Below are 15,857 nucleotides of genomic sequence, written 5' to 3'. Positions count from 1 at the left end.
GTCCCGCCGACGTCGTCGAGGAGCCCCCATGACCCACCCGTCCACCACGGGTCCGGCCCCGGTACTCGCGCTCAGGGACGTGTCGAAGTCCTTCGGCGCGGTCCGCGCCCTGCGGGACGTCTCCCTGGAGCTGTTCCCCGGGGAGGTGCACGCCCTCGCCGGAGAGAACGGCGCGGGCAAGTCGACCCTCATCAAAACGCTCGCCGGAGTGCACCGGCCGGACGCCGGCCAGGTGCTGCTCGACGGCGCACCCGTCGTCTTCCACGGCCCCGGCGACGCCCGGGACGCCGGTATCGCCGTGATCTACCAGGAGCCGACCCTCTTCCCCGACCTGTCGATCGCCGAGAACATCTTCATGGGCCGCAGGCCCCGGCGCGCGTTCGGCCGGATCGATCACAAAGCCACCCATGCCGCCACGCTGGCCCTGATGCGGCGCCTCGGCGTCGAGCTCGACCCCGACCGCCCGGCGCGCGGTCTGTCCATCGCCGACCAGCAGATCGTCGAGATCGCCAAGGCGCTCTCCTTCGACGCCCGGGTCCTGATCATGGACGAGCCGACCGCCGCCCTCACCGGCAGCGAGGTCGCCCGCCTCTTCGGCGTCGTCCGCACCCTGCGCGACCAGGGCGCCGCCGTGCTGTTCATCTCCCACCGGCTGGAGGAGATCTTCCAGATCTGCCGGCGGGTCACTACCCTGCGCGACGGCGCCTGGATCGCCAGCGAGCCGATCGACGGCATGACCGAGGACGACCTGGTCCGCCGCATGGTCGGCCGTGACCTGGACGAGCTGTACCCCAAGCAGGACGTCACCCCGGGCGAGGTCGCCCTGAGCGTGCGCCGCCTCACCCGCGAGGGCGTCTTCACCGACGTCTCCTTCGACGTCCGGCGCGGTGAGATCGTCGGCCTCGCGGGGCTCGTCGGCGCCGGCCGCACCGAGGTCGCCCGAGCCGTCTTCGGCATCGACCGCTGGGACGCCGGGGAGGTGTCCGTCGGCGGGAAAGCCCTCGTCAACGGCGCCCCCTCCACCGCGATGGCCGCCGGTCTCGCCCTGGTCCCCGAGGACCGGCGGGCCCAGGGCCTGGTGATGGACATGTCCATCGAGCGCAACATCGGGCTCACCGGCCTGCGCACGACCGTCCGGGCCGGCCTGATGGACCGCGGGGCCGAGCGCAGCCGCTCCCTCGACTGGGCCGTCAAGCTCCAGGTGAAGTACGCCCGGATCGCCGACACCGTCGCCACCCTCTCCGGCGGCAACCAGCAGAAGGTCGTCCTCGCCAAGTGGCTCGCCACCCGGCCCGACGTGCTCATCGTCGACGAGCCCACCCGCGGTATCGACGTCGGCACCAAGGCCGAGGTGCACCGGCTGCTCAGCGGGCTCGCCGCCGACGGGGTCGCCGTCCTGATGATCTCCTCCGACCTGCCCGAGATCCTCGGCATGGCCGACCGCGTGCTGGTGATGCACGAAGGGCGGCTCACCGCCGAGATCGCACGCTCCGAAGCCACCGAGGAAGCCGTGATGGCCGCAGCCACGGGGAGGGCCGCCGCATGACGGTGACCACCCCCCAGCAAGCCCCCGCCCCAGAGGTGCCCAAGGCAGGCGCGACCCGACTGGTCGACCGCGTCTTCAAGATGCGCGAACTGGCCATCCTGGTCGTCTTCCTGGCGATGATCGCCGTCACCCAGGCCGGCAACAGCGAGTTCCTCACCGAACAGGGCATCAAGGACCTCCTCCTCAACGCGACGATCCTGGTGCTGGTCGCCGTCGGACAGTCCCTGGTCGTCATCACCCGCAACGTCGACCTGTCGGTCGGCTCGACCCTGGGCATCAGCGCCTTCGCCGCCGGTACGTATCTCCAGGGCGGCGGCAACCCGGTCCTGGCCGTGCTGCTCGCGGTGCTGATGGGCATCGGCTTCGGCCTGCTCAACGGCCTGCTCGTCAGCCTCGGCCAGGTGCCGGCCCTCGTCGTCACCCTCGGCACGCTGTACATCATCCGCGGCATCGACTCCATCTGGGTCGGCTCCCGGCAGATCACGGCGGCCGACCTGCCGGACGGCTTCGTCGACTTCGGCTCCGGCGGCATCTCCGCGGTGCCGTGGCTGGCCCTGATCGCCCTGGTGGTGCTGGTGGCCACCGCCTACTACCTCAAGCACTACGGCAGCGGACGCGAACTGTATGCCCTCGGCTCCAACCCCGAGGCCGCCCGCCTCGCCGGAATCCCGGTCCGCAAGCGCATCCTCGCCGCCTACACCTTCTGCGGGGCGCTGGCCGGGCTCGCGGGGGCGCTGTACCTGGCGCGGTTCGGCAACGTCGACTCCGGCACCGGCAACGGCTACGAACTCACGGTCGTGAGCGCCGTCGTGGTCGGTGGTGTCGTCTTCACCGGCGGCTCCGGCAGCGTCTACGGCGCCGCCCTGGGCGCCCTGCTGCTGACCTCCATCAACAGTGTGCTGCCCGCCCTCGGCGTCAGCTCCGTCTGGGTGCTCGCCATCAACGGCATCCTGCTCATCCTCGCCATCGCGGTCGACCGGGTCGTCGCGCTGCGCGTGGCCTCGGCCCTGAAGAAGAGGAACGCCCGCCATGCCTGAGTCCCTGCTGCGCGCGGTCCGCTGGGACACGGTGGTCGGCGCCCTGCTGATCGTGGTGCTCCTGCTGTCCTTCGGATCCGTGGACGGTTTCGGAAACGCGCTCAACCTGTCGTTCCTGATCGGGAACACCCTTCCGATCGCCTTGATCGCGCTGCCCATGACCCTGCTGGTCGTCTCGGGCGAGATCGATCTCTCGGTCGCCTCGACCGCCGGACTGTCCGGAGCGGTCATGGGCGCCCTGTGGAACCAGGGCATGACGATCGAGGCGATCATTCCGATCTGCCTGCTGCTCGGGGTGGTGTGCGGACTGATCAACGGTCTGCTGGTGACCCGGCTCGGTCTGCCGTCCCTCGCCGTCACCATCGGCACACTCGCCGCCTACCGGGGCATCGCGCAGATCGTGCTCGGCTCCGACGCGGTGACCGACTTCCCCACCCCGTACCTGGACTTCGCGTCCGGACGGATCGGCGACACCTTCATCCCGTACGCCCTCCTGCCCTTCCTGGTGCTGCTGGCCATCGCGGTGGTCGCGCTGCACGCCACCCCGTTCGGGCGGTCGCTGTTCGCCATCGGCGCCAGCCAGGAGGCGGCCCGGTTCGCCGGGATCCGGGTCAGGCGGCAGAAGCTGATCCTGTTCACGGTGACGGGCTTCATGGCCTCCCTCACCGGCATCTTCTGGGCCCTGCACTACGCCAGCGCCCGCTTCGACAACGCCACCGGACTCGAACTCTCCGTCGTCGCCGCCGTGTTGCTCGGTGGCATCGACTTCGACGGCGGCAAGGGAACGCTCGGCGGCGCGATCGCCGGTGTCTTCCTGCTCGGCGCCCTGCAGAACGTGATGAGTCTCCAGGACGTCTCCGCCCAGTCGCAGATCCTCGTCACGGGTGTGCTGCTGGTGCTCTCCGTGCTCGGACCCCGCGTCGCACGGCAGATCGCCGTCGCCCGCGCCGGACGCAGAGCCGCGGCCTCGCCGGCGGTGTCCAAAACCCCCGCCCCGACCTCGTAACCCCTTCGCTCACCCCGCCTCCCCTAAGGAAGAGCCCTCATGCGCAAGTCATCGCTCCGCCGTGCCTCCGCGGCCGTCGCCGCCGCCACCTCCCTCGCCCTCGCCCTCACCGCCTGCGGCGGCACCACCAAGGAGGACGTGGCCAAGGAGGACGCCTCCGCCGCCACCGCCGGAAAGGCCGACCCGAACGCCGAACTCGAGAAGGGCCTGACCGTCGGCTTCCTGCCCAAGCAGGTCAACAACCCCTACTTCACCTCCGCCGGCAAGGGCGGCGAGACGGCCCTCGAGCAGCTGGGCTCCAGCTACAAGGAGGTCGGCCCGTCCAGCGCCACCGACACCGCGGGGCAGGTCAGTTACGTCAACACGCTCACGCAGCAGCAGGTCGACGCCATGGCCGTCTCCGCGCAGGACCCCGGCGCCCTGTGCACCGCGCTCAAGCAGGCCATGAAGAACGACATCAAGGTCGTCACCTACGACTCCGACACCAAGGCCGACTGCCGCAACGCCTTCGTCTCGCAGGCCTCCGCCGAGGACCTCGGCCGCACCGAGGTGCAGCTGCTCGCCGAACAGATCGGCTACAAGGGCGAGATCGCGATCCTGTCCGCCGCGCAGACCGCGACCAACCAGAACGCCTGGATCGAGTTCATGAAGGACGAGCTCAAGGACCCGAAGTACAAGGACATGAAGCTGGTGAAGGTCGCGTACGGCAACGACGACGCCCAGCAGTCCTTCCAGCAGACCCAGGGCCTGCTCCAGGAGCACCCGAACCTGAAGGGGATCATCTCCCCGACCACCGTCGGCATCAAGGCCGCCGCCCAGTACCTGTCGGGCTCCAAGTACAAGGGCAAGGTCAAGCTGACCGGCCTCGGCACCCCGAACGACATGCGCAAGTACGTCAAGAACGGCACCGTCGAGGCGTTCGAGCTGTGGGACCCGGCCAAGCTCGGCGAGCTGGCCGCCCGTACCGCCGTCGCCCTGGTGTCCGGGCAGATCACCGGCAAGGAGGGCGAGACCTTCACCGCCGGCGACATGGGCGAGTACACCATCGGCAAGGACGGCGTGATCAGCCTCGGCAAGCCGACCGTGTTCAGCAAGGACAACATCGACCAGTTCGACTTCTGAGCGACAGGGGGCTGTTGATGCACCGCGTGTGCTTTCTGCTGAAGGTCCGGGCGGACCGCCTCGACGAGTACCGCGAGCGGCACGCCGCCGTATGGCCGGAGATGCTCGACGCGCTCTCGGCCACCGGCTGGCACAACTACTCGCTCTTCCTGCGGGACGACGGCCTGCTGGTCGGCTACCTGGAGACCGAGGACTTCGCCGCCGCCCAGGCCGGCATGGCAGCCACCGAGGTCAACGCCCGCTGGCAGGCGGAGATGGCGCCGTTCTTCGAGTCGCTGGACGGCGCCCGACCCGACGAAGCGATGAAACCCCTCACCGAAGTCTTCCACCTAGCCTGAGCCGGAGTTGCTTCCATGAGAAGACGCACTGTCCTGGCCACCGCGCTGCTGGCCGCGGTGGCCACCCCGGGCACGGCGCGGGCCGCCGATCCCGGCCCCTCCGTCACCCTCACCGGCACCACCACGCTCGACTCCCAGGCCATCTTCTTCGTCTCCTACGACGGCCTGGTCAACAACAACTCCTTTCAGAAGAACGGCCTGTTGACCTACAAGGGGTACCAGTACGCCGTCTGGTACACCGCCGACCGCAACGCCGTCGTCGGCCGGCGCGCGCTCGGCGCGAGCACCTGGTCGACCGTCAAGGTCGGCCACACGCTCCGCTACAACGACTCCCACAACGTCATCTCCATGGGCGTCTCCCGCGTCGACGGCCGACTGCACCTGAACATGGACTCGCACAGCGACGGCTTCACCTACGTCAAGTCGGTGGCCGGCCTGATGGACAACCCGGCCGGGCTCTCCTGGACCACCGCCCGCTTCGGCACACCCCAGTCGACGCTGGACGGCCTCACGCTGACGAGTCAGTTCACCTACCCGCAGTTCATCGCCACCCCCGAGGGCCGGCTCCAGCTCAGCTACCGGGTCGCCGTCTCCGGCAACGGCCGCAACGCCCTCGCCGAGTACGACGGCACCAAGTGGACCGCGCTGGGGGAGTGGACCAACTCCACCGGCACGTACACCAGCGAGCACGGCTCCTCGACCGCCCGCAACATGTACCTGCACGGCATCGACTACGACCGGGGCGGCCGGCTGCACTCCTTCTTCACCTGGCGCGAACAGAACGGCGCCGTGATGTGCGCCGGCGGCGGCATCACCAACCACGACACCGGCTACGTCTACTCCGACGACCGCGGCCGCACCTGGCGCACCGACGCGGGCACGGTGGCCGGCACCACCGGCGGCTCCGACAAGGTGTCCGTCACCGACGGCGGCCTGGTCGTGGACCCGCTCAACGCGGACCACTCCCTGATGAACCAGGAGAGCCAGTTCACCGACTCCGCCGGCCGGCCGCACGCGATCATCTCCTACGTCCCCGGCCGCTTCGGGCAGTGCACCACGAACTACGTCGCCGACCGCACCGCCAACGGCCGCGCCTTCCACCTCCGCAAGAACGCCTCGGGCAGCTGGCAGAAGACCGAGATCCCGGTCCCGCTCAACTCCAGCCAGCGCACCAGACTGGTCCTGGACAAGTACGACAACGCGTACGCGGTCCTCCCGTTCGGCCGGATCGCCGGCGCCTCCAAGGCGTCCGGCTACAGCGACTGGAGGCTGCTGTACGACGGCGCCGGGCTGAACGCCTTCGGCGAGGTCGTGATCGACGAGACGCGGATCGCGCAGGACCACGTCCTGTCCGTGATGTACCAGGTGAAGTCCAGCGGTACGACGCCCTCGGCACTGCGCGTCGTCGACTTCCGGCTCCCTGCCTGACCGATGCCGTCCCCGGGCGGCGCGACGGTAATGTGAAGACCCGCCCGCCGCCCCTCGTTCCCCCGGAGGTTCCTGCCTGATGGCCCAGTCGGTGGGTATCAAGGACGTCGCCCGCGCCGCCGGAGTCTCCGTCGGCACCGTCTCGAACGTCATCAACCGTCCGGACTCGGTCGCCACCGAGACCCGGGCCCGGGTGCTGTCGGCGATCGACCGGCTGGGCTATGTCCGCAGCGAGTCCGCACGCCAGCTGCGCGCGGGCCGCAGCCGCATCATGGGGCTGCTCGTCCTCGACATGGGCAACCCCTTCTTCGTCGACGTGGCGCGCGGCGCGGAACGGGCCGCGCGTGACGCCGGACTCGGCGTGATGGTCTGCAACAGCGCGCAGAGCGCCTCCGAGGAGGCCGACTACCTCTCCCTCTTCGCCGAGCAGCGGGTGCGCGGGGTGCTGCTGACCCCGGCGGACGCCACCGGGCGCAACATCGGCGCCTTCCGGCGGCACGGCATCCCCTTCGTCCTCGTCGACCGGGTCGCCGAGGGCGCCACCGAATGCTCGGTCTCCGTCGACGACGTCGCGGGCGGCGCGCTCGCCGTCCGGCACCTCGTCGACGCCGGGCACCGCTCCATCGCCTACGTCAGCGGCCCGCCCAGCCTCAACCAGGTCCGTGACCGCCGTACCGGCGCGCTGTCCGCGCTCGCCGAGGCCGGCCTCGCCCCCGAGGTGCTGCGCGAACTGCCCACCGAGCGGCTCGACGTCGCCGCGGGCCGGGACGCCGGCGCCCGGCTGCTCGGCCTAGCCGACCGCCCCACCGCCGTCTTCTGCGCCAACGACCTGCTCGCCCTCGGCGTCCTGCAGGCGATGTACGCGGCCGGGGTCGGCGTCCCCGACGACCTCGCCATCGTCGGCTACGACGACATCGAGTTCGCCGCCGCCGCGGCCGTCCCGCTCACCTCGGTCCGGCAGCCCGCCGTCACCATGGGCGCCCTCGCCGCCGAGCTGCTGCTGGAGGAGACCGAGGACGAGGGCGGCACCCGGGGCCACGAGCACCGCAGGGTCGTGCTCCAGCCCGAGCTGGTGGTCCGGCGCTCCAGCCTGTCCACCCGCTGACCGGAGATTCAGTACGATCTCATGATCCCGGCCGGCGAGCAGCGGACGGACCTGTGCTGAACTGGGACGCGGCCCGCACATCCGTCCGCCCCGGGAGCCCTGTTGACCGCGACCTACCGCCAGCCCGGCGTCGTCCTCACCGACCGCCGCTTCACCGTGCCCCTCGACCACGACGACCCGGCGGGCGAGACCATCGAGCTCTACGCCCGTGAGGTCGTCGCCGCGGAACGCGCGCACCAGCACCTGCCGTGGCTGGTCTACCTCCAGGGCGGCCCCGGCTTCGGGGCGAACCGCTTCGTCGGCCGGGAAGCCTGGCTGAAGCGGGCGCTGACGGAATTCCGGGTGCTGCTCCTGGACCAGCGCGGCACCGGCGCCTCCACCCCGGCCAACCGCCAGACGCTCCCGCTGCGCGGCGGCCCCGCCGCACAGGCCGGCTACCTCGCGCACTTCCGCGCCGACTCCATCGTCCGCGACTGCGAGGCCATCCGCCGGCAGGTCACCGGCGGAGCCCCCTGGACGGTCCTCGGCCAGAGCTTCGGCGGCTTCTGCACCGTGACCTATCTGTCCCTCGCGCCCGAGGGCCTGAGCACCGCCCTCATCACCGGCGGACTGCCCTCCCTCGACGCGACCGCCGACGACGTCTACCGGGCCGCCTACCCGCGCATCGAACGCAAGGTCGCCGCCCACTACGCCCGCTATCCGCAGGACGTCGAGCGGGCCCGGCAGATCGCCGAGCACCTGCTCCGGCACGACGTCGTCCTGCCGAACGGCTACCGGTTCACCGTCGAGGCCTTCCAGTCCCTGGGCATCCTCCTCGGCCGCGGGGACGGCAGCCACCGGCTGCACTTCCTGCTGGAGGACGCCTTCGTCCGCGCCCCGCAGGGCCCCGCCCTCGCCGACTCCTTCCAGGAGGAGGTCCAGGGGCTGCTGTCATACGCGGGCCATCCCCTGTACGCGCTGCTGCACGAAGCGATCTACGGCCAGGGCCCGGGCGCCACGGACTGGGCCGCTGAGCGGGTGCGCGGCGAGTTCCCGCAGTTCGACGCCGCCAAGGCCCTGGCCGGTGACGGCCCGCTGCTGTTCACGGGCGAATCCGTGCACCCCTGGATGTTCGACAACGACCCGGCCCTGCGCCCGCTGCGCGAGACCGCGCAGGACCTGGCCCGGAACCGGGGCTGGCCGCCCCTGTACGACCCCGCCCGCCTCGCCGCCAACGACGTCCCGGTCGCGGCGGCCGTCTACCACGACGACATGTACGTCGACACGGCCCACTCCCTGGCCACCGCGCGCGCCGTCCGCGGCCTGCGCACCTGGGTCACCGACGAGTTCGAGCACGACGGCGTACGCGCGGGCGGCCCGCGCGTCCTGGACCGCCTGCTGGCGCTGGCACGCGACGAGGTGTGACGACGCGCCGCAACCCACCGCGCGCCTGTCCCGGCCGAGGCGGACGGTCCGCGCCACGGCTAGTCTGCGAGGCATGAGCGATCCGTCGATCACCCAACTCCACCCCATGCCCGAGGACTGGCAGCGCGCCCTCGCCGTCGTCGCGCACCCGGACGATCTGGAGTACGGCTGCTCGGCGGCCGTCGCCGCCTGGACCGACCAGGGCCGTGAGATCTGCTACGTCCTGGCGTCCCGTGGGGAGGCGGGCATCGACACCCTGGAGCCCGCCGAGTGCGGACCGCTGCGGGAGCGGGAGCAGCGGGCGAGCGCGGCGGTCGTCGGGGTGTCGGTGGTGGAGTTCCTGGACCACCGGGACGGTGTGATCGAGTACGGCACCGCGCTGCGCCGGGACATCGCGGCGGCCGTCCGCCGCCATCGGCCCGAGCTGGTGATCACCCTGAACCACCGGGACACCTGGGGCGGCGTCGCCTGGAACACCCCCGACCATGTGGCCGTCGGCCGCGCCACGCTGGACGCGGTCGGGGACGCCGGGAACCGGTGGATCTTCCCCGAGCTGACCGAGCAGGGCCTGGAGCCCTGGGACGGCGTCCGCTGGGTCGCCGTCGCCGGATCCAGCTCCCCCACACACGCCGTCGACGCCACGGCGGGCCTGGACCGGGCGGTCCGCTCACTGCTCGAACACCGCACCTACATCGAGGCGTTGACCGCAGAGGACCCCGAGACCTACGCCCGCGACTTCCTCACCGGCAACGCCACGGCGACGGGGGAGCGCTTCGGCGGAAAACCGGCGGTGTCCTTCGAACTCTTCTCGCGCTGAGAGCTGTCAGATGTCCCGAACCGTTCGTATCCGGGCTCGCCGACCTTCCGCCAGCCTGCGCGGCCCGGAGTGCCAGCGGTGCGTAAGGCCGCCATGTGGCCGCTGGAGCAGTTCACGGTGTTCGACGACGCGCGCATCCACGTGGAACTGCTCGCCGCGAAGGTGACAGTCACGGCCCCTGACGAGTTGAAGATCTACGTCCGGGCGTTCGCCCGCCTCACCGAGCTGGCCGAATACGGCGCGGACGCCCGCGTCCTGATCCTCAAGGCCATCGAGACCTTGCACTCACCGCGCCGGTCACATCGGTGGCGGGCATGGCCAGCGGACCCGCGCGAGGGTGCGGATTCTGATCTCGGGGTCTTGGAGATCGCCATGCCAATGACCCAGTCCGACGTCGTGGCTTTGTGCTCCAGAAGGGGACGGCCGAGGAGCTGACCGGCCTGGCTGGTTCAATCCGTTCGGAATGGCGTCAGTGACGGCCAGTCGGTGAGGGGGCGTGGTTCTTGGAGGCGGCCCTTGCCGGAGCGGTCGCCTGCCGTGTGGACGAGTAGGTACTGGTCGCCGGAGAAGACCCAGAAGCGGTGGTCGTCACCGGGAACCGGCAGGACTGCGTCGATTTTGTCCGTGAAGCGGTCCAGGCCGCCGAACGTCTTGCGCCACTGCGCGATCGGGGCCGGCCCGCTCACCCGCCGTGCCGATGCCGGGTCCGCCCCCATCTCGACGAGCATGTACTCGCTACCGGAGAACACCCAGAACCTGCCCTGCGCACCCGGGACCGGCATCACCGCATCCACACGGTGCGAGAAGTCCGGGGTCTCTCCGATGCTGTTGCTCCAGTCGGTGAGGGGGCGTGGTTCTTGGAGGCGGCCCTTGCCGGAGCGGTCGCCCGCCGTGTGGGCGAGTAGGTACTGGTCGCCGGAGAAGACCCAGAAGCGGTGGTCGTCACCGGGAACGGGCAGGACTGCGTCGATTTTGTTCGTGAAGCGGTCCAGGCCGCCGAACGTCTTGCGCCACTGCGCGATCGGGGCCGGCCCGCTCACCCGCCGTGCCGATGCCGGGTCCGCCCCCATCTCGACGAGCATGTACTCGCTACCGGAGAACACCCAGAACCTGCCCTGCGCACCCGGAACCGGCATCACCGCATCCACACGCGAGAGTGCATGGGCACCAGTGGACGTCTGCCCGGTCGGGTGGGGCGAACCAGAACCAGAGCCGGAGTCGTCCCCGGCGACGGCGGTGATCACGCCCGCTCCGGCGAGGAGCACCACCACGGCGATCACCCCTGTGATCGCCGTGCGGCGCCGGTTCGCGCGTGGGGGCTGCACCGGCTGCCGCAGTGTCGCCCGCACCGTTCGGGGAACGCCGTCGGCTATCGACTGCAGCGCGTCTTTGAGTTGCGCGCTGGACGGGCGCTTGGCGGGGTCCTTGTCCAGCAACTGCTCGATGACGTCGCCCAGCGGGCCCCGGACGTGGACGGAGGGCGGTTCGAAGGCGACGGCGAACGACGTGGCCGTGAGGTCCCCGCGGGCGAAAGGGGTCTGACCGGAGGCGAGGAAACACAGAGTGACACCGAGGGAGAACAAGTCGCTGGCCGGTCCGGTGGGCTGATCGCGCAGGCGTTCCGGGGCCATGTACTCGGCCGAGCCGACTACGCCCCCCGTGCCCGTGAGGCCCGTGTGACCGGACAGGGCGGCGATACCGAAGTCGGTCAGCACGCTGCTGCCGTCCGCACGCAGGAGCACGTTGGCCGGTTTCACGTCACGGTGCAGCGCACCGGCCGCGTGGACCGCCTCCAGCGCGGACAGGACCTCCAGACCCACGCGGGCTGTCTCCACCGGTGACAGGAGCCCGCTCGTTCGCACGCGCTCGCTCAGCGAGCCACCTGGCACCAGTTCCATGACGAGCCAGAAACCGCCGTCGAACTCCACCAGGTCGTAGATGTCGATGACATGAGCGTGCGTCACCCGGGCGATCGCCCGGGCCTCCGACAGCACCCGCCGCATCGACGCCTGTTGCTCATACCCGCCGCCAAAGGCGTGGAGCTCCTTGACAGCCACCGTCCGCTGCAACAGGTGGTCCCAGGCGCGCCACACCGTGCCCATCCCGCCGCTGCCCAGCCGGTCGGCGAGCACGTACCTGTCGGCGACGACTCGCCCGCCCACACTTTCGATCACGACGAGACAATGTACATGCCGACTTCGAGGCGATTCCGGGTCGGGACAGTGGCACGCGGAGCACACGAGTCGAAGACGCTGTGGCCCTTTACGCTCAGGGACGCGGGAGATCGGCCGTAGGGCAGGCGTTGAACACTTCGGTGAGGACATCCGCAACCTCGGGGGCGGCTGACCACAGTGATCGCGCGGATCGGGAGCGTAGTCCCGCCGCGATTCGCCGGCCGCGCCCGGCGCCGGGTGCGGGGCGCCACCCCGTCGACCGAGCCCGACCTCGGCCGGCAGCGGCAGGTCCCCGACGCGTTCCTGGCGGCCTGCCGGGCCGGGGACTTCGACGACCTCGAGATCATGCTTTGCGGGCCGCTGACCGGCGGTGCGGCGGCGCCGAAGCTGGTGCGCGGCGCGCGTCCGGTGGCCGAACAGGCCATGCTGTTCCGCCAGTTCGCACAGTACGCCCGGTTCGTCCTGGTCGACGGGTAGCTCGGCATGGTCGGCGCCCCGATGGCACGCCGGTGTCGGTCGCCGGTCTCGTCATTGCCGACGGGGGCATCACCGGGATGTACATCCTGGTCGGCCCCGAGCCGCTGGGCCTGCCTGACCTGCGGCGCTGGGTGGGGGCAGCCGCCCGTAGGGTGGTCGGTATGCAAGACCTCACCCTTGACCCGGCCGGCCTGCGCGGTGACTGCGCGAATTGTTTCGGGCTGTGCTGCGTCGCCCTGCCCTTCGCCCGCTCCGCCGACTTCGCGGTCGACAAGCAGGCCGGCACGCCCTGCCGCAACCTCCAGGACGACCACCGCTGCGGCATCCACACCCGGCTGCGGCAGGAGGGCTTCACCGGCTGCACGGTGTACGACTGCTTCGGCGCGGGGCAGCGGGTCTCGCAGGTCACCTTCGGCGGGGAGGACTGGCGTGCCGGTTCCGCCGAGCGCGCCCGGCGCATGTTCGAGGTGTTCCCGGTGGTCCGCCAGCTCCATGAGCTGCTCCGGTACCTCACCGAGGCGCTGACGCTGCCCGCCGCCCGCCCGGTCCGCGCGGATCTGCGCCGGATGCTGCGCAAGACCGAGGAACTGGCCGGGGGCAGCCCCGAGGAGCTGTCCCGGCTGGATGTGGGCCCGCACCGGCAGGAGGTCGGCGGGCTCCTGCTGCGGACGAGTGAGCTGACCCGGGCGGGTGTGCGCGGACGCCGGAAGGACCGCCGCGGGGCGGACCTGATGGGCGCCCGCCTCAAGGGTGCGGACCTGCGCGGGGTGAGCCTGCGCGGCGCCTGCCTGATCGCCGCCGACCTCCTCGGCGCGGACCTGCGCGCCGCCGATCTCCTCGGCGCGGACCTCCGCGACGCCGACCTCACCGACGCCGACCTGACCGGCGCCCTCTTCCTCACCCAGCCCCAGCTGAACGCGGCCAGAGGGAGCACGGGGACCGGTCTGCCGGGGACGCTGACGCGGCCGGCGCACTGGGCGGGGGAGGCCTGAGGGGCGGGGTCGGTTGCCGTGTGGGTCACAGAAGCACCGGTGCCGGCGGGTTGCAGGCGGTCGCGCGGTGGCCGGTACTGGTCGCCCTCGTGACCGACCGGCTCGGGCTCAGTCGCCCGTCCCGCCCACCGGATGCGGTTGTTCCCGGGCCGCCGGGTCCACGGCGGTGCGGCGCTCCAGGCCCATCCGCAGGCCCTCCGGCATGAGGGTGAGGCGTTCCGTCACCCGCAGCCGGTACGCGGGGTCCGGGCGCAGGGTGTAGCGGCGCAGCAGCAGGCCGAGGACCAGCGTGGCCTCGTGCAGCGCGAACTGGCGGCCGATGCACGCCCGCGCGCCGGTGCCCCACGGCTTGAAGGCGTGCGGGGGCCGGGAGCGTACCGCCTTCGGGTCGAAGCGGTCCGGGTCGAAGCGCTCGGCGTCGGCGCCCCAGACCTCGGGGTCGCGGTGCAGCATCGGGGTCAGCACCAGCGCCCAGGCGCCCCGCCGCATGGGATGCTCCCCGGCCAGCACCGTGTCCTCGCGGGCCTCCCGGGCGAAGGCGGGCGCGGTCGGCCACAGCCGCAGCGACTCGTCCAACACCCGGCGCAGAAAGCGCAGTTTGGCCACCTGGTCGTAGCCGGGCCGGTCCGTATCGCCCCAGACGCGGTCCACCTCGGCGCGGGCGCGGGCGGCGACGTCCGGATGGCGGGCGAGGTAGTACAGGGCGAAGGAGAGCGCGCCCGAGGTGGTCTCGTGCCCGGCCACCAGGAACGTGATGACCTGACGCCGGACGTTCTCGGCCGACAGCCGTTCCCCGGTCTCGGGGTGGGCCGTCTCCAGCATCCGGTCCAGCAGATCGTCGTCCCCGCTCGTCGTACGGCGGGCCCGGACCAACTCGTCGACCGTGCGGTTGAGATAGGCGATGTCGGCCTCGTTGCGCCGCGCGGCGCGGCGGGTGAGGAACGCCGCCGGGACGGTGTTCAGCCGCTGCGCGTGGGCGAGCGTCCCCACCATCGCGGTCACGAAGGGGTGCGGGCGCGCGCGTTCGAAGGAGCCGAAGTCGTGCCCGAACCCGGTTCGCGCGATGGTCTCCAGGGTCAGCTTCGTCATGTCGCCGGGCACGTTCACCGTCCGCCCGGCCAGGGCCGCGCGGTCCCAGTGGTCGGTGAGCCGCCCGGCCACGTCCAGCATCGCCGTGTGGTAGCTCGCCATGGCCTCCCGGCTGAACCCGGGGGCCAGAACGTCGTGCGCGAGCTGCCAGTTGGGCTCGTGGTGGTAGGCGGTGAACAGCGCGTCCCCGACGACCGGCCGCAGATTGGCGATGCCGAGACCCACGTGCTTGGTGAACCGCGTCTCGTCCGCGAGGTCGGCGGTCAGGTCCGCGCCCCACACGAACACGAACTCCTTGCCGAACGCCTTGCGCCGGAAGATCGGCCCCAGTCGGCGGGCGAGCCGTACGGAGTCCTGGAGCGGTGTCGTCCGGCTCGCGCCCAGGAGGTCGCCCAGCAGCGGGATCCGGTGGGGCGGGTGCGGAATGCGGTGCAGCTCGGGCCAGCCCTGCTCGGCGCCGCGGAACCCCTTGGGCAGCGCGGACCCGGTCGTCTCCGCCATGACGCGATCTCCCTTGATCTTGCGGCACATTGAGCAGGCAGCGCGTGTTGTACGCCGGTTCAATAGCGCGTTTCAGTCTGGTCCGGTTGTTGAACCGGCGTCAAGTAAGGTGCGGACATGAGCGCGAACCAGGGCGAGCGCACGCGCCGTCGGCTCAGCACCGAGGAGCGCCGGGAGCAGCTTCTCGCCGTCGGGGCGCGGCTGTTCTCGGAGAGTCCGTACGACGAGGTGCGGATCGAGCAGGTCGCCGAGATCGCCGGTGTCTCGCGCGGGCTGCTCTACCACTACTTCCCGGCCAAGCGGGACTTCTTCGCCGCCGTGGTGGACCGCGAGAGCGCGCGCATGCTGCGGATGACGGCCGCCGTGCCCGGCCTTCCGGTGCGCGAGCAGCTCACCGTGAACCTCGACAGGTATCTGGCGTACGTCGAGGAACACGCCCACGGTTTCCGTGCCTTCCACCGCGCCGAGGCGTCCGGCGACCGGGCCGTGCGCAAGGTCTACCGGCAGGCCCTGGCCGCCCAGGAGAGGCAGATCCTCGCGGCGATGGCGGCGGACCCCGAGTTCGGCCCCGCCGTCGAGCGGCGCCCGGACCTGCGGTTCGCGGTGCGCGGCTGGCTGGCGTTCACCACCGCCGTCTGTCTGGAGTGGCTGCGGGGCCCGGAGGAGTTGACCCGGGACCAGGTGCGCGACCTGTGCGCCCGCGCGCTGTTGGGCGTCGTCGCCTCCTGAACGCGTCCCCGTGATTCCACGCGCTATGGCGGGGGGTGTTGGCGTGCACCCTGATCTTCGGTAAGTTAGGCAAGGCTTACCTTAGGAGGTAC

At 71.3% G+C, this 15,857-nt stretch carries 15 protein-coding genes; 13 read left to right on the top strand and 2 right to left on the bottom strand.

What is annotated here, in order from left to right; all coding sequences use genetic code 11:
- Positions 1-28 precede the first annotated feature (28 nt).
- The 10 genes from ACWD11_RS29910 to ACWD11_RS29865 all read left to right on the top strand — a co-directional run bounded on the left by ACWD11_RS29910 (position 29) and on the right by ACWD11_RS29865 (position 10,238).
- On the top strand, positions 29-1,546 hold the full coding sequence (locus tag ACWD11_RS29910) for a sugar ABC transporter ATP-binding protein (RefSeq protein ID WP_451286702.1): 1,518 nt from the start codon (positions 29-31) through the stop codon (positions 1,544-1,546).
- Entirely contained in the window at positions 1,543-2,583 is a 1,041-nt protein-coding gene (locus tag ACWD11_RS29905) for an ABC transporter permease (protein WP_389417044.1), read from the top strand. The genes ACWD11_RS29910 and ACWD11_RS29905 overlap by 4 nt, the downstream gene beginning before the upstream one ends.
- Entirely contained in the window at positions 2,576-3,589 is a 1,014-nt protein-coding gene (locus ACWD11_RS29900; RefSeq protein ID WP_389417045.1) for an ABC transporter permease, read from the top strand. The genes ACWD11_RS29905 and ACWD11_RS29900 overlap by 8 nt, the downstream gene beginning before the upstream one ends.
- A gap of 39 nt (positions 3,590-3,628) precedes the next feature.
- The gene (rhaS, locus tag ACWD11_RS29895) at positions 3,629-4,711 is read left to right on the top strand and encodes a rhamnose ABC transporter substrate-binding protein (RefSeq protein ID WP_389417046.1); all 1,083 of its coding nucleotides are present in this window, start codon (positions 3,629-3,631) and stop codon (positions 4,709-4,711) included.
- Between the two features lie 17 nt (positions 4,712-4,728).
- On the top strand, positions 4,729-5,049 hold the full coding sequence (locus ACWD11_RS29890; protein WP_451118423.1) for an L-rhamnose mutarotase: 321 nt from the start codon (positions 4,729-4,731) through the stop codon (positions 5,047-5,049).
- A 15-nt stretch (positions 5,050-5,064) separates the two neighbouring features.
- Entirely contained in the window at positions 5,065-6,477 is a 1,413-nt protein-coding gene (locus tag ACWD11_RS29885; RefSeq protein WP_451286699.1) for a BNR repeat-containing protein, read from the top strand.
- A 79-nt stretch (positions 6,478-6,556) separates the two neighbouring features.
- Positions 6,557-7,582: a LacI family DNA-binding transcriptional regulator gene (locus ACWD11_RS29880; RefSeq protein WP_451286697.1), complete on the top strand. Its 1,026-nt coding sequence runs from the start codon at positions 6,557-6,559 to the stop codon at positions 7,580-7,582.
- A gap of 102 nt (positions 7,583-7,684) precedes the next feature.
- Positions 7,685-8,986 (top strand): alpha/beta fold hydrolase, encoded by a 1,302-nt coding sequence (locus ACWD11_RS29875; protein WP_451286695.1) that lies wholly within the window; start codon positions 7,685-7,687, stop codon positions 8,984-8,986.
- A gap of 73 nt (positions 8,987-9,059) precedes the next feature.
- A complete protein-coding gene (locus ACWD11_RS29870) occupies positions 9,060-9,803 on the top strand; it encodes a PIG-L deacetylase family protein (protein WP_389417051.1) in 744 nt (247 codons plus the stop codon).
- A 78-nt stretch (positions 9,804-9,881) separates the two neighbouring features.
- The gene (locus tag ACWD11_RS29865) at positions 9,882-10,238 is read left to right on the top strand and encodes a hypothetical protein (protein ID WP_451286693.1); all 357 of its coding nucleotides are present in this window, start codon (positions 9,882-9,884) and stop codon (positions 10,236-10,238) included.
- Between the two features lie 14 nt (positions 10,239-10,252).
- On the opposite strand, the gene ACWD11_RS29860 is transcribed toward ACWD11_RS29865, so the two are convergent.
- Complete coding sequence (locus ACWD11_RS29860) at positions 10,253-12,127, bottom strand: protein kinase domain-containing protein (protein ID WP_451286691.1); 1,875 nt, start codon at positions 12,125-12,127, stop codon at positions 10,253-10,255.
- 27 nt (positions 12,128-12,154) lie between these two features.
- Here ACWD11_RS29860 and ACWD11_RS29855 point away from each other — a divergent pair, with 27 nt between their 5' ends.
- Together ACWD11_RS29855 and ACWD11_RS29850 are read left to right on the top strand one after the other, a co-directional pair.
- Positions 12,155-12,454, top strand: a complete 300-nt coding sequence (locus tag ACWD11_RS29855; protein WP_451286689.1) for a hypothetical protein — start codon at positions 12,155-12,157, stop codon at positions 12,452-12,454.
- Between the two features lie 161 nt (positions 12,455-12,615).
- Entirely contained in the window at positions 12,616-13,446 is an 831-nt protein-coding gene (locus ACWD11_RS29850; RefSeq protein WP_451286749.1) for a pentapeptide repeat-containing protein, read from the top strand.
- Positions 13,447-13,554: 108 nt separating this feature from the next.
- On the opposite strand, the gene ACWD11_RS29845 is transcribed toward ACWD11_RS29850, so the two are convergent.
- On the bottom strand, positions 13,555-15,036 hold the full coding sequence (locus tag ACWD11_RS29845; RefSeq protein ID WP_451286687.1) for a cytochrome P450: 1,482 nt from the start codon (positions 15,034-15,036) through the stop codon (positions 13,555-13,557).
- A gap of 117 nt (positions 15,037-15,153) precedes the next feature.
- Between ACWD11_RS29845 and ACWD11_RS29840 the strand changes: the two genes are divergently transcribed.
- Positions 15,154-15,765, top strand: coding sequence for a TetR/AcrR family transcriptional regulator (locus ACWD11_RS29840; protein WP_389417056.1), 612 nt, complete (start codon positions 15,154-15,156; stop codon positions 15,763-15,765).
- Positions 15,766-15,857 lie beyond the last annotated feature (92 nt).

This window comes from Streptomyces sp. NPDC002776 (genome assembly GCF_053592195.1).
Note: the sequence above shows the minus strand (reverse complement) of the source record. Positions and strands in the feature narration are given on the sequence as shown.